Below are 13372 nucleotides of genomic sequence, written 5' to 3' on the forward strand. Positions count from 1 at the left end.
CGGGTCTCTGGTTTACACCGGTGGGACGCCGTGGCGCCTGTCGGAGAAGTGTCGGACCCGGCCCTCGGCCCGGCTGAGCCGCAGGTGGATCTCCCGCCGCAGCTCGCCCCAGTCGATCACCGCGTCCACCACCAGCTCGGAGGCCAGGCGCAACAGGTCGACGTCGGCCTCGTACTCGGCTCGACGCTCGGCGATGAAGGCCTCCTGCTCGGCCGGATCGGTGATCTCGGCGATCTTGTTGGCGAACACCGCGTTGACCGCCGCCTCGGGCCCCATGACCGCGATCTTGGCGGTGGGCAGAGCCAGCGTGGCGACCGGGTCGAACGCCGGGCCCGCCATGGCGTACAGACCGGCCCCGTAGGCCTTGCGGAGGATGATCGAGATCTTGGCGACGGTCGCTTCGGACACGGCCGTGATCATCTTGGCGCCGTGGCGGATGATGCCCTGGCGCTCCACCTCGGTGCCGATCATGAACCCGGGTACGTCGGCCAGGAACACCAGTGGGATGCTGAACGCATCGCACAGCCAGATGAACCGCGCCGCCTTGTCGGCGGAGTCGACGAACAGGACGCCGCCAACGATGGCGGGGTTGTTGGCGACGATGCCCACCGGCCGCCCCTCGATCAGCCCGAAGCCGGTGACGAGCTCCGGGGCGAAGAGCGGCTTGATCTCGAAGAACGACTCGGCGTCGATCAGCCCGTCGATCACCTCGTGCACGTCGTAGCCGGCGGTGTCCTCGGCGGGGACGATCGTGTCGTCGAGCCGGCGCACCGGTGGCACCGGCTCGTACACCGGCGGTGGCAGCTTCCAGTTACCCGGCAGGTAGGTGAGATAGGCCCGAACGGCGGCGATCGCCTCCTCGTCGTCGGCGGCCAGGTTGTCGCCGGAGCCGGACACGGTGGCGTGCATGCGGGCCCCGCCGGTCTCCTCCAGCGTCGCCTCCTCGCCGATCACCATCTGAGCCATGCGGGGAGAGCCCAAGTACATCGAGGCATTGCCCTCGACCATGATCACCAGGTCGCAGAAGGCGGGGATGTAGGCGCCGCCGGCGGCCGACGGGCCGAACAGGGCACATACCTGGGGCACCCGTCCAGACAGCTTGACCTGGTTGTGGAAGATGCGCCCGGCGCCGCGCCGCCCGGGGAACAGCTGCACCTGATCGGTGATGCGCGCGCCGGCGGAGTCGACCAGCCAGACGATCGGCAGCTCCTGGCTGAGTGCGGCCTCGGTGGCCCGGACGATCTTTTCGACCGTGCGGGCGCCCCACGAGCCTGCCTTGACCGTCGGGTCGTTGGCGACGACGACCACCGGGCGACCGTCGACGTCGCCGATGCCGGTGACCACGCCGTCGGCGGGTAGGTCGGTGGCCGAGGCGTTGGCGAGCAGCGCGTCCTCGACGAAGGTGCCCGGATCGCACAGCAGGTCGATGCGGTCGCGAACGAAGAGCTTGCCTTGGGCATCCAGCTTGGCCCGGCCCCGCTCGAGGTTGCCCGCCCGGGCGCGAGCGCCGGCCGCCGCCAGCCGTTCGGCGTCGGTTGTGGATTCGGCGTCAGCGCTCACTTGCGACGAACCGCCAGCACGGTGAGATCGTCGTTGAGCTGGCCGGAGGCGTGGTCGACGGCGGAATCGAGCAGGCTCTTGGCCAACACTTCGGCGGCGCTGGTGGCCTCCCGACGCAGGTGTTGGCCGATGCGCTCGGTGCCGAATTGGGCGTTGGACGAGTTGCGGGCCTCGACGAGCCCATCGGTGTACAACAACAAGAGATCCTCGGTTCCAAACGCCACCTCGCGGCTGGCGTAGTGGGCGTTGCGGTCCAACATCAACAGCGGTCCGGTCGAGCGCAGAATGACCAGTTCACGTTCGACGAGGGCCAGGTTGGTGCAGTGGCCCGCCGACGCATAGCGCAGCGTGCCCTGTTCGGTATCGACGATCGCCACCAACACCGATAACAGGTCCTCGGGACCGGAGCTGGCCCCCAGGTGCTCGTTGAGTTCGTCGAGCACCTGCGCCGGGTCGCGGAACCGTCGGAGGTAGGACCGCAACACGTACTTGGACTGGAAGGCCGAGATCGACGCATCCACCCCGTGGCCGGTGGCGTCGCCGATGACCAGCGCACAGCGCCCGTGACCGAGCGGAACGACGTCGAGAAAGTCACCGGTCACCAGCCCGGCGCCGGCGTGGGAGGCACGACCGAACTCGAGGTCGTCCACCTCCTCCATAAAGGCCGGCACCAGCCTGTCGGTCCACTTGGCGGTCACCTCGGACTCCTGGGCGATGACTTCCTGGGCCCGCTGGTCGAGACGCAGCCGGGTGAGAAACAGGCGGCCGTCCTCGGAGCCCCGACGTGCCTGAATCACCGTGATCCAGGCGGGCGGTATCAGCGCAACCATGGCCACCCAGGTCCCGGTCATGTCCGTTGCCGAGGCGGTCAACCCACGGACGACGGCGACGACGAACACGACCAGCCACAACAGAACGGCATGCAGGTGCTGGCGGATCGACGCTCGCGCCATGGCGGCGGCATCGCTGCTGGGCTCGTCGGCCAGGATCCGCTGGCTACCCCGCCAGCGGGCCCACGTTGCGCTGGCCCACACCCCCGTTCCGAGAGCGGCCACGATTGCCCCGATCAGTTGCAGTACGTGCACGCTCACGACGGATCACACTACCTGCCGGGGGTCCCGGCGAGGTGCCCTGATCAATCGCGGCGCTTCACGCGCAGCTTGATCGGCGAGGCCTCCAGGCCGAAGCGTTCCCGCAGGCTGCGTTCCAGGTAGCGGACGTAGCTGGTGGGCAGGTCCCGGTTGGCGAACAGCGTGAAGGTGGGCGGCTGGGTGGCGCCCTGGGTGGCGTAGAGCACCCGGGCCCCGTGCGGGGCGGGCTGGGCCTGCTGGGCGGCGCGGATCGCCTCGTTGACCAGCCGGGTGGGGATGCGGGTCTGGTAGGCGTCGATCGCCGATTCGAGCGCGGGCAGGATGCGCTGGACGCCCTTGCCGGTGAGCGCCGAGATGCGCAGCACGGGCGATTCGCCGATGAAGTGAAGCTTCTGGCCGACCTGCCAGGTGACGTCGTGGCGGGCCTCGGTGCTGAGCAGCTCCCACTTGTTGAGGATCACCGCGATCGGACAGCCGGCTGCGTCGATGCGCTCGGCCAGCCGCTGGTCCTGGTGGGTGACGCCCTCGGTTGCGTCGATGACCAGCAGCGCGATGTTGGCGGTGTCGACCGAGCGGAGGGCACGCACCATCGAGAAGTATTCCGTGCCGGTATCCACCCGGGCCCGCCGCCGCATCCCGGCGGTGTCGATGAAGCGCAGGGCACCCAGATCGGTGTCGACGACGGTGTCGACCGAGTCCCTGGTCGTGCCGGGCATATCGTGCACCACCGCGCGCTCCGAGCCGATCAGCCGGTTGAACAGGGTGGACTTGCCGACGTTGGGGCGACCGACCAGCGCGACGGACACCTCTTTTCCGGTCGTGTGGTCGAGAAGTGGTTCGTCGGGGTCGTCCTCGGGGATGGCCTGGGAGTCGACGAAGGGTTCCCACGGTGCGCGTTCCTCGACCGGTCCCGGCTCGATACCGACGCCCTCGGGGAGCAGGTCGACGATTGCGTCCAGCAGGTCGCCGGTGCCGCGACCGTGGAGAGCGGAGATGGGGAAGGGATCGCCCAGCCCGAGCCCGAGGAAGTCCCAGATCAGCGGCTCGCGGCCGGTGTCGTCGACCTTGTTGGCCACGACGAGCACCGGGGTGGACCGCCGACGGATCAGCCCGGCCACCTGGTCGTCGTCGTCGGTGGAGCCCACGGTGGCGTCGACGATCAACAGGATCACGTCGGCCTCGTCGAGCGCCGCCTCGCTCTGGGCCGACACCTTGGCATCGAGGTCGTCGCCGCGCTGGGACCACCCGCCGGTGTCGATCAGCACGAAGCGCCGTCCGGCCCAGGAGGCCTCGGTCTCGTGACGGTCGCGGGTGACGCCGGGGCGCTCCTCGACGATCGCCTCGCGTCGGCCGATGATGCGGTTGAGCAGCGTCGACTTGCCCACGTTGGGACGGCCGACGATCGCCACACGAGCGAGCGAGGCGTCTGGCGGTGCCCCGTCCCCTGCGGTGGTGTTGGGGGTTGCAGATGTGCTCACTTGCGGCTTCCGATCAGTTCACGTTCGTTCATGCTGCGATTGTCTGTGCTGGCTCGATCGTCCAGGCCCAGCGCCTGGCGCAGCGCCACCCCGTCGGTGGCCACCACCTCGACCCGCCTGGGCAGGTCGTCCGGGGTCAACCCGTCGAGAAACCGACCCTGGGACAAACAGACGTCGGGCAGCAGGTAGCGATCGCCCTCCGGCTCGGCCTCGAGCGTGCGGATGAGGTCCTCCCCCACCATCAGCCCGGTCACCCCGACGTTCCCGCCGAAGAAGCGGTTTTCGACGACGAGGAGGCGGACGTCGTCGAGGGCCAGCGGCCCGAGGAGCGGCTCGAGCACCTGGGCGCCCAGCGCTCCGGTCAGCACGCCGATCGGGCGGGGCCCGGTTGGCGGGGTCGACCGGGTGGCCCCCAACGTCACCGGGGTTCCCGCGCTCGGAAGCGTCGCCGGTGCCGGCTCGGTGGTGGACTTCGACGAGTCCTGATCAGGGGCGGCTGCGCCAAACGAGGCCGACCCGCAGCCGAGGCCGCCGTCGGCGGCACCTGCGGCGGCTCCGCCCTCCCAGCGGGGGGCCCGGTAGCCGGTCGCCGGAGCACCGTCGACCCATGAGAAGAAGCCTGGCTGCACACCGATCGCCTCGTCGCTGCTGCCGAACAGCTCGGCCTCGAAGGCCCGGGCCATGCCGATGCCGTCCTCGTGCATGCCGAAGCCCTCGTAGGCCTCTGGGTCCGGAAATGGCAGCTCGGCGAGCAGGTAGTACTCGTCGGCCACATGGATCATGCGCCGTCCAAGGACCTCGACGGCCAGCTCGGCCCAGCGCTCGGCGGTCGACACGACGGCGCGGGCCTCGGCGGTTGTGTGGGGCCGCATGCGGGGCTCCTTGTTGTATCGGGAGACGCCCAGCGGCACGAGCGCCACATCGGCCAGCTGGGGGTACTCCTCGAGCACGCCGGCGAGGGTGTCCTCCAGGACATCGCCGTCGTTCACCCCCGGGCACACCACGATCTGGCCGTGCACCTCCACCCCGGCGTCGAGCAGGGCCCGCAGCCACCTCAGGCTGGTGGCACCGCGCGGGTTGCGCAGCATCTCGGTGCGGGCGTGGGGATCTGTGGCGTGGATCGAGACGTAGAGCGGGCTGAGCCCCTCGGTGATCACCCGTTCCAGGTCGGCCTCGGTGAAGCGGGTGAGCGTGGTGAAGTTGCCGTACAGAAACGACAGGCGGTAGTCGTCGTCGCGCAGCGACAGGCTGCGGCGCATACCCGGCGGCAGCTGGTGGATGAAACAAAATTCGCAGTGGTTGTCGCAGGTGCGCACCCGGTCGAACACGGCGGCGTCGACCTCGATGCCCAGCGGTGCTCCCGCCTCCTTGTGCAGCTCCACCTCGGTCTCCAGCCCACCCCTGGCCACCTCGAGGTGTACCTCGGGCTCGTCGGTGAGCACCCGCCACTGGATCACGTCGCGGATCGCCTGGCCGTTGACGCTCACCAACTCGTCGCCAACGACCAGCCCGGCCAGATCGGCGGGGCTGTCGGGCGTAACGGCGACGACGATCGGGGCTGACACAAATCGACAGGGTACTGGCCGGTAGCCTGATCGGCGTTGGCGACCCGGAACACAGGAGCGTGAGCGACTTGGACAGCACTGCGGAATCGAATCTCGACCGGGGGACGGGTGACGGCGTCGAGCTGGTGCTGTTGGCGTCGCCCCGAGGCTTCTGTGCCGGGGTCGAGATGGCGATCAAGGCACTGGCGTGGCTGGTTCGAACCTACGAGCCTCCGGTGTACTGCTACCACGAGATCGTCCACAACGCCCGGGTGGTGCAGCGCTTCGAGGAGCAGGGTGTGGTCTTCGTCGACGACGTGTCCGAAGTGCCCGAGGGCGCGCCGGTCATGCTGTCGGCCCATGGTTCGGCGCCCGAGGTGGTGCGAGCTGCCGGAGCCGGCGGCGGCCTGGTCGTCGACGCCGTGTGCCCGCTGGTCACCAAGGTGCACCACGAGGTCAAGGTTCGATCGGGTAAGGGCTTCCAGATCGTCTACGTCGGTCACGAGGGCCACGAGGAGGCGGTCGGCACCATGGCGGTGGCACCCGACTCGATCCACAGGGTCGAGTCGATCGACGAGGTGGCGGAGCTGCCTCCATTTGAGACGCCGGTGGCCCTGCTGGCCCAGACCACCTTGAGCCACCGGGACTGGTCCGACGTGGCCGAGGCCACCCGGGACCGGTTCCCCGAGCTGTGGATGCCCGGCCGCTCGGACCTGTGCTTCGCCACGACCAACCGCCAGTCGGCGCTGATGGAGCTGGCCCCGCGCTGCGACGCGGTCGTCGTCGTCGGCTCGGCCAACTCGTCCAACACCCTGGCGCTCGAGAAGCTGGCCCGAGAGGCGGGCTGCGAACGGGTGTATCGGGTCAACGCCGCCGAGGAACTCCCGGCGGACCTCGCCGGGGTGGTGGGCGTGACCGCCGGCGCATCCGCACCCGAGGACCTGGTGTCCGAGGTGATCGAGCGCCTCTCCCCCTCGTCCGGGGTCGAGGAGATTCGCATCACCGAGGAGGACGAGTACTTCCCGCCACCGCGCGCGCTGCGGGAGATGCGCAGCGCGATCGAGTTGATCGCCGGGTTGGGGTTCGGCCGGATTCCCGGCGACCACGTGGACGCCGACCGGCGCCTGCCGGCCTCGGCGGTGCTCGAGGCGCTGACCTGAGGCCGAGGCCACGCAGCTGCGACCAATCAGGCTGAGACGTTGGTCACCTGCATGGTCACCACCCGGACCGATCTGCCATACTGACTCTCGGCCCGCCGGGATGCCCACCCATCCCGGGGGCCACCTGTCTTTTCGGGTGGATCACGCCTTCGGGACATCGCGCACCGAGGTGTTCGCCCCGGCCACGCCGTCCCATGCATCCTGGAGCCCCCGTGCGCCCTGCCGTCGACGTTCTGCGCCTGTTCCTCCATGTCGGTTCGGCCACCGTGTGGCTGGGGGGCATGGTCGTGATCGCCGGGCTCGTCCCGACGCTGCGCTCGATCGACGCGGCGGCTCCGGCCAAGGTGATGTCTGCCTTCGCCAAGATCTCCTGGCCCGCCTACGGCCTACTGGTCGCCACCGGGATCTGGAACATCCTGGCGTTGCCTTCGATGAGCGCGCTCGGCATCAACTATCAAATCGCCCTCAGCCTCAAGATCCTGCTGGCGGTGGCGTCCGGGTTGGGTGCCTTCGTGGCCCAGTCCCCCCACGCTCCGGCGGCACTCGTGCCCGCGTCCCGGGCGCTGGCCACCCTCAGCGCCACCGGGGCGCTGCTGATCGGCGTCGGCCTCATCAGCTGAGGTCTGCTCCGGAGGGCCGCAGCCGAAGCCAGCCCGGACCGTGCTCGCCGAGAACTGGAGCGACCGCGCTCCCCGGCTAAGTTTGTTGCTCCCCCAACGCAGAAGGACTCGCACCCATGGCGCCCCGCAAGAAGCTCACACCGTTGCAGGAAACCGAGGCCCGCCGCGCAGCGGCCGCCGAGGCCAAGGCAAACAAGGTGCAGCGGACATTCTCCGACGAGGAGAAGGCCAAGCGCAAGGAGCGCGTCGAGAAGGCCAAGGATGCGCTGAGCCGCTCGGCCTCCCTCAAAGGCGACCACGTGCCGCCCGCACGCAAGTCGCTGAAAATGTTCCTCCAGAACCTCAACGGGCCCAACCAGCCCGACGACGGCCGCTTCGAGATGATGATCGAGGCGCCGTTCAAGGCCCCGCCCAAGAAAAAGACGAACGACCGGCGCTTCTAAAAGCCAAAAATAGCGCCTCTCGCAAAGTCGATGCATGAACCTGCCGCAGCGTGGGTACAGACAGGTCGACGACGACGCAAACCAACGCGTCGCTAACCGAGAGGAACCCGCATGTCAGGGAGCACCGACGAGACCAAGGGCAAGATCAAGGAAGCGGCCGGTGACCTCACCGGCAACGACGACCTGAAGCACGAAGGCAAGGCCGACAAGGCCGGCGGCAAGATCAAGGACGCCGTCGACACGGTGAAGGACAAGCTCACCGGCAACGACTAGATCGGCCTCGCACCTGTGCGAGAACGCCAACGGGCCACCTGCTAGGGCGGGTGGCCCGTTCGCGTTGTCGGCCATTGGAGGAAAGCGACGACGTGGGGTTGTTGCCGATCTCATGCCAGGGAAGCGTTTACATCTCCCCCGACGGCGGTATCTAGTCGCCATGACTTCTCCCCTGCCAAGTGCGGTCGGCACCCTGTCCGACGGCGTGTGCTCGTTGCTTGCGAACAGCGTGGGCGGCGGCCCGGCTCCCACGCTGGACGAGCTGTGGGAAATGAATCCCGGCCCGTTCGATCACGACGCCCACCTCGCCCTGTACGTTCTCAACGAGCTCCACTACACCGGTTGGGCGGGCGTGGACGATGCGTGGGAATGGGACTCGACGGTGGTTCGGTGGCGGACGGCGCTGGCGGAGTGGTTCGAGCATTCGTTGTGGGCGGCCCTGGGCTCCGAACTCGCCGACCCGGCTGCGGAGGTCAGGCGCCTGCTCACCCTCGATGGTCCGTCAACCTCCCTGTATCTCGCTGAGGAGGGCACGCTCGACCAGCTCGTCGAGTCGATGATCCTGCGCACGCCCTACCACGGTAAGGAGGCGGATCCGCACACGTTCGTCATCCCCCGGCTGAGCGGATCGGTCAAACGGGCGTTGTGCGACATCCAGGCCGGCGAGTACGGCGTGGGCCATGCCCGCTCCCACGCAGAGTTGTTTGCCGACGCCCTCGTCGATTTGGGCATCGACCCCACGCCGAACGCCCACATCGATCTGTGCACCGGCCCCTCGCTCGCCACCTCCAACCTCGTCTCCCTCGGGGCACTGCGTCGGCGGCTGCGGGGCGTGGTGCTGGGGCAGCTGTCCCTGTTCGAGATGGACTCGGTCGTGCCGAACGGGCGAATGGTCGAGTGCGTCGACCGCCTGGGATGCTCCGACCGGGTTCGTTGGTTCTTTCAGGTTCACGTGATGGCCGACGCCGAGCACGAGGTGCAGGCCGAGCGTGCGTTTCTGATCGACTACCCCCAACAAGAGCCCGTCCAGGTCGACAACCTGCTGCTCGGGATGCGGGCGCAGTCGCTGATCGACAGCCATCTCGCCGCCGACCTGACGGCGAGATGGTCTGCATCGAGCCGACCGGCGGTGTCGGCCGTCGGCTAGACCACGCCGCCCTCGGTCATCTTCTTGATGTCGAGGTGAGCATCGAGTTCGTCCTCGGCCATCAGCCCTTCGGCCAGCACCAACTCTCGCACCGAGGCGCCGGTGGCCACCGCCTGCTTGGCGATGCGCGAACCGTTGTCGTAGCCGATGTAGGGGTTGAGGGCGGTGACGACGATCGCGTTGCGCTCGACCAGCTCGCGGGCCCGCTCGACGTTCGCCTCGCAGCCTCGTACGCACCGCTCGGCGAACGTGGTGGCGGCGTTGGCCAGCAGGTCGACCGATTCGAGCAGGGCGTGGGCGAGCACCGGCATCATCACGTTGAGCTCGAAGTTGCCCAGCGCGCCCGACCAGCTGACCGTCGACGCGTTGCCGACCACTTTGGCGGCCACCTGCATCATCATCTCGGACATCACCGGGTTGACCTTGCCCGGCATGATCGACGAGCCGGGCTGCAGCGACGGGATCTTCAACTCGCCGATGCCGGAGGTGGGACCCGACCCGAGGAACCGAACGTCGTTGGCGATCTTCAGGTAGGACACGGCGATCGTGTTGAGCACGCCGGCGGCGGCCACCGCTGCGTCCTTGGCACCCTGGGCCTCGAAATGGTCGTCGGCCTCGCGGAACGCCATGCCGGTGCGCTCGGCCATCACCTCGATCACCCGTGCAGCAAAGCCGTCGGGGGCGTTGATGCCGGTGCCGGTGGCTGTCCCGCCCAGGGCCAACTCCTCCAACTCGGGCAGCACCCGTTCCAGGCGGGCCTGACCGTGACGGATCTGGCTGGCGAACCCGCCGAACTCCTGGCCGAGGGTCACCGGTGTGGCGTCCATCAGGTGGGTGCGGCCCGACTTGACCACGTCGGTGAACTCGGCGGCCTTGGCCTCCAGGTCACTCGCCAGCACGTCGAGGGCCGGCAGCAGTTCCTCGCGAATGGCGGCGACGGTGGCCAGGTGGATCGCGGTTGGGATGACGTCGTTGGAGCTCTGGGCGTAGTTGACGTCGTCGTTGGGGTGCACGCGGTGGGTGCCGAACTTGCCGTCGAGCAGTTCGGAGGCCCGGGCGGCAATCACCTCGTTGGCGTTGGTGTTGGTCGAGGTGCCCGAACCGGTCTGAAAGATGTCGAGCACGAACTGGGCGTCGAGCGCCCCCTCCATCACCTCATCGGCTGCGCGGCGGGTGGCGTCGGATGCCTCGGCGTCCTTGTCCCCCCGCTCGGCTGCGACGGTGGCGACCGAACCCTTGATCAGCCCGAGGGCCCAGATGAAGCGACGGTTGAACCGCAGATCCGAGATGGGAAAGTTGTCGACCGCCCGCTGGGTGGACGCCCCGTAGTAGGCGTCGGCGGGCACCTTGACGTCGCCCATCGAATCGGTTTCGGTGCGGTAGTCCACGCTGGCTCCTCGGTCATCTCGATCTGGACGCCGCTTCACCGGCGACGGGTCCACAGGTGGGGACCCGACGGCGACGCTACCGCCGCTCGCCCGGCCGCTCTATTCCGCTACCCCTTTGCTTTGGGGGCGCCGACGTTTCGCTCGATGTCGAGGTCGATCGTCGCCTGCATCGCATTGCCCAGTTCGACGATGTCGGCGTCGCTCAGGTGGCGGCTCAGCAGCGGCTCCACCACCATCTCCTCCTCGGCGATCAGCACCTCGATGTCGGCCGTGATGTCGTCGAGGTTGCCAACGCCGCGCGCCTCGCGCACCAGGGTCAGGCACTGTTCGGCCGCATCGGCGTCGTAGGCGGCGGTCCAGGCGGCATCGTCGCCGGGCACGGCCGCCACCCGTCGCAGCATGGGGAACAGGATGCGCTGGCCGACGTCCAGGTAGATCGCCAGGATGCGCTCGAGCTCGTCGAGATGGGCCAGGCGCTCCTCACCCTCGCTGTGCTGAGCGTTGTAGAGGGCCGATCGCATCGCCTCGTGGGCGATGTCCAACAGCTCGAAGGCGTAACCCTTACCGACGGAAGCTGCCTCGTCAACGGGCTTCGGACGCTCCTGGCTGACCTCGCTGACCTCTGGGCTGGCGCCCCGCAGCCGGTCGACCGGTGTCTCTCCGGAGTCGACTCCCCCGTGGGTCCAGTCCAGGTTCTTATCGGCGTAGCGGTCGTCGAGGATCGCTTCGTCGCCCGCCAGGTCGGCGATCGGGGCGATCGTTACCCGCTCGACCGGTGGCCGGCGGCCCTGGACGTGCTCGCGAAATTCGGTGCGCAGCAACTTGAGTGCTCCGGTGGTGACGTCCTCCTGCTGGCGGCCCAGGCCGCAGCGGGCCCCGTTGGACACCGTGCTCGACAGGCTCGACAGCGCGGCGAGCGTTCGGGGCGAGCCGTCGTTGGAGAGGATCATGTCCAGGTGGGTACTGATGGCGGCGCCGTCGCTCTTACACGGCTCGCACTGCCCGCAGCTCTCGACCGCCAGGAAGTGGGCGATGCCGGCTGCGACGGCCACCAGGTCGGTCTCCTCGTCGAACACGAGGAACCCTGCCGACCCCAGTCCCGAGCCGATGTCGCGGATGTGCTCGTAGGTGACCGGCGTGTCGAACCGCTCCGCTGGGATCATGGCGTTGGCGGTGCCCGACACCGCTGCCACATAGCGGTGCTGCTCCTTCGGTGCGCCGCCCAGGTCGTCGATCACCTGCTGGAGCGTCACGCCCATCGGAAACTCACCGACGCCGGCGAGGGTGGTGTCGCCCGAGACGGTGGCGATGAACGTTCCCGGCGAGTGCTCGGTCCCCAGCTCCCGGAACCAATCGGCCCCGTGGGCCAGGATCTGGCTGACGTGGGCCAGCGTTTCGACGTTGTTGGCCAGGGCGGGCGACTCGGCGCTTCCAGATTCGGTGGCCAGCTGCACGTTGGAGGCCATGTTTCGTTCGCGGTTGCGGTCCTCGGGCTCGATCCCGCGTCGATAGGGCGGCGCCACCCGCGGAAACGGACCGCGGCCGTCGATCACCTCGAGCAGGCCGGTCTCCTCGCCGAACAGGTAGCTGTCGGGTCCTTCGACCACCGAGATCGTCACGTCGGTGGCCACGCGAGCCTCTCGCAGCTCCTCGACGGCGGTGCGCATCCGTTCCAGCTCTCGCTCGAAGGAGCCCTTCATGGCGACGACCACCCGGGGCGCCGATACGGCGTAGGCGGCGATCAGCGCACCCTCGAGCACCCGGTAGGGGTTGGTGCGCAGCAGCGTGCGGTCCTTGAACGTGCCGGGCTCGCCCTCTGCGGCGTTGACGACCACCGAGGTGGGCGCCGTGAAGGACTCGTTGCCGAGGACCGTCTGCCACTTCACCCCGGTGGGAAACCCGGCGCCGCCGCGACCGCGCAGCCCCGAGGCCTTGATCACAGCGATCACTTCGACCGGGTCGAGCTCGGCGGCGGCGGCCAGCCCGGCACCTCCCCGGTGGCGACGTAGTCGTCCCAGCTGGCCACCAGGTGGGCATCGAGCACCCGGTTGACGGTCGATCGACGATTGTCTGACATGGCGACGGCTCCTCTCGGGCGCCGGCAGCTCCCGGCCCGACTCTGACCATACCCAGTTTCGCTACACCGGCGAGGCATGACTCTCCGGCCCCACGACCCGGGAGCCCGGTCGACCGATGGTGACTGTCTCTGGGCGGTGGCTGGGCGGTGGCTGGGCTCGGCCAGCGCCTCGGGGAACCACTCCAGTCCGCAACTCGGGAGCCCGAAGCGCGCCCTGGCGGTCGTTTGCACTCCCCGGTTCGGAGAGGCCACGCAACTCGGGAGCCCGGAGCGCGCCCCTGGCGGTCGTTTGCACTCCCCGGTTCGGAGCAGTTTGGCCAACCTGAGGTTTCGCTCATGGAGAGCCGGGTACGAAGAGGCAGCGGACGGGACAAGTTGTCACCGCCGCAACGGCCCGAGGGAAGGCCATCAATCATGATCATTCTCGGTGTAATCCTCATCCTCATTGGCATTCTCGCCAAGATCGGCATCCTGTACACCATCGGTGCGATCCTCGCCGTCGTCGGCGTGATCTTCTGGATCCTGGGCGCCACCGGTAACGCCATCGGCGGTCGCAACCACTGGTACTAGGCGCCGCGCGCAGTCCACGCA

The 13372-nt window shown here is 68.7% G+C and carries 12 protein-coding genes; 6 read left to right on the forward strand and 6 right to left on the reverse strand.

Features of this window, described 5'->3' with window-relative positions; genetic code table 11:
- Positions 1–12: 12 nt before the first annotated feature.
- From IPN02_16260 to IPN02_16275, 4 genes are read right to left on the reverse strand one after another with little or no spacing between them, the layout of a single operon-like run.
- On the reverse strand, positions 13–1521 hold the full coding sequence (locus IPN02_16260; protein MBK9298358.1) for an acyl-CoA carboxylase subunit beta: 1509 nt from the start codon (positions 1519–1521) through the stop codon (positions 13–15).
- A gap of 35 nt (positions 1522–1556) precedes the next feature.
- Entirely contained in the window at positions 1557–2651 is a 1095-nt protein-coding gene (locus tag IPN02_16265; GenBank protein ID MBK9298359.1) for a serine/threonine-protein phosphatase, read from the reverse strand.
- A 44-nt stretch (positions 2652–2695) separates the two neighbouring features.
- The gene (gene der / locus IPN02_16270; protein ID MBK9298360.1) at positions 2696–4129 is read right to left on the reverse strand and encodes a ribosome biogenesis GTPase Der; all 1434 of its coding nucleotides are present in this window, start codon (positions 4127–4129) and stop codon (positions 2696–2698) included.
- The gene (locus IPN02_16275; protein MBK9298361.1) at positions 4126–5694 is read right to left on the reverse strand and encodes a DUF512 domain-containing protein; all 1569 of its coding nucleotides are present in this window, start codon (positions 5692–5694) and stop codon (positions 4126–4128) included. The genes der and IPN02_16275 overlap by 4 nt, the downstream gene beginning before the upstream one ends.
- A gap of 59 nt (positions 5695–5753) precedes the next feature.
- Here IPN02_16275 and ispH point away from each other — a divergent pair, with 59 nt between their 5' ends.
- The 5 genes from ispH to IPN02_16300 all read left to right on the forward strand — a co-directional run bounded on the left by ispH (position 5754) and on the right by IPN02_16300 (position 9316).
- Positions 5754–6833, forward strand: coding sequence for a 4-hydroxy-3-methylbut-2-enyl diphosphate reductase (ispH, locus tag IPN02_16280; protein ID MBK9298362.1), 1080 nt, complete (start codon positions 5754–5756; stop codon positions 6831–6833).
- Between the two features lie 212 nt (positions 6834–7045).
- Positions 7046–7453 carry a hypothetical protein gene (locus tag IPN02_16285; GenBank protein MBK9298363.1) on the forward strand — a complete coding sequence of 136 codons (408 nt, stop codon included), beginning with the start codon at positions 7046–7048 and terminating at the stop codon, positions 7451–7453.
- A gap of 116 nt (positions 7454–7569) precedes the next feature.
- Positions 7570–7896, forward strand: coding sequence for a hypothetical protein (locus tag IPN02_16290; GenBank protein MBK9298364.1), 327 nt, complete (start codon positions 7570–7572; stop codon positions 7894–7896).
- 111 nt (positions 7897–8007) lie between these two features.
- Positions 8008–8169 (forward strand): CsbD family protein, encoded by a 162-nt coding sequence (locus IPN02_16295; protein ID MBK9298365.1) that lies wholly within the window; start codon positions 8008–8010, stop codon positions 8167–8169.
- 160 nt (positions 8170–8329) lie between these two features.
- The gene (locus IPN02_16300) at positions 8330–9316 is read left to right on the forward strand and encodes an iron-containing redox enzyme family protein (protein MBK9298366.1); all 987 of its coding nucleotides are present in this window, start codon (positions 8330–8332) and stop codon (positions 9314–9316) included.
- Here IPN02_16300 and IPN02_16305 read toward each other — a convergent pair.
- Both IPN02_16305 and IPN02_16310 read right to left on the reverse strand, forming a co-directional pair.
- Positions 9313–10704: a class II fumarate hydratase gene (locus IPN02_16305; protein ID MBK9298367.1), complete on the reverse strand. Its 1392-nt coding sequence runs from the start codon at positions 10702–10704 to the stop codon at positions 9313–9315. The two genes, IPN02_16300 and IPN02_16305, sit on opposite strands and share 4 nt — an antisense overlap.
- A gap of 107 nt (positions 10705–10811) precedes the next feature.
- Positions 10812–12653, reverse strand: a complete 1842-nt coding sequence (locus tag IPN02_16310; protein MBK9298368.1) for a hypothetical protein — start codon at positions 12651–12653, stop codon at positions 10812–10814.
- Positions 12654–13195: 542 nt separating this feature from the next.
- Here IPN02_16310 and IPN02_16315 point away from each other — a divergent pair.
- On the forward strand, positions 13196–13351 hold the full coding sequence (locus IPN02_16315; protein MBK9298369.1) for a hypothetical protein: 156 nt from the start codon (positions 13196–13198) through the stop codon (positions 13349–13351).
- The last annotated feature ends 21 nt before the right edge of the window (positions 13352–13372 follow it).

Source organism: Candidatus Microthrix subdominans (genome assembly GCA_016719385.1).
GTDB lineage: Bacteria > Actinomycetota > Acidimicrobiia > Acidimicrobiales > Microtrichaceae > Microthrix > Microthrix subdominans.

What these genes read in the sequence shown, in the direction of transcription:
- IPN02_16295 (MBK9298365.1), top strand. Translation starts at nt 8,008, where the DNA reads ATGTCAGGGAGCACCGACGAGACCAAGGGCAAGATCAAGGAAGCGGCC.
- IPN02_16315 (MBK9298369.1), top strand. Translation starts at nt 13,196, where the DNA reads ATGATCATTCTCGGTGTAATCCTCATCCTCATTGGCATTCTCGCCAAG.
- IPN02_16300 (MBK9298366.1), top strand. Translation starts at nt 8,330, where the DNA reads ATGACTTCTCCCCTGCCAAGTGCGGTCGGCACCCTGTCCGACGGCGTG.
- IPN02_16290 (MBK9298364.1), top strand. Translation starts at nt 7,570, where the DNA reads ATGGCGCCCCGCAAGAAGCTCACACCGTTGCAGGAAACCGAGGCCCGC.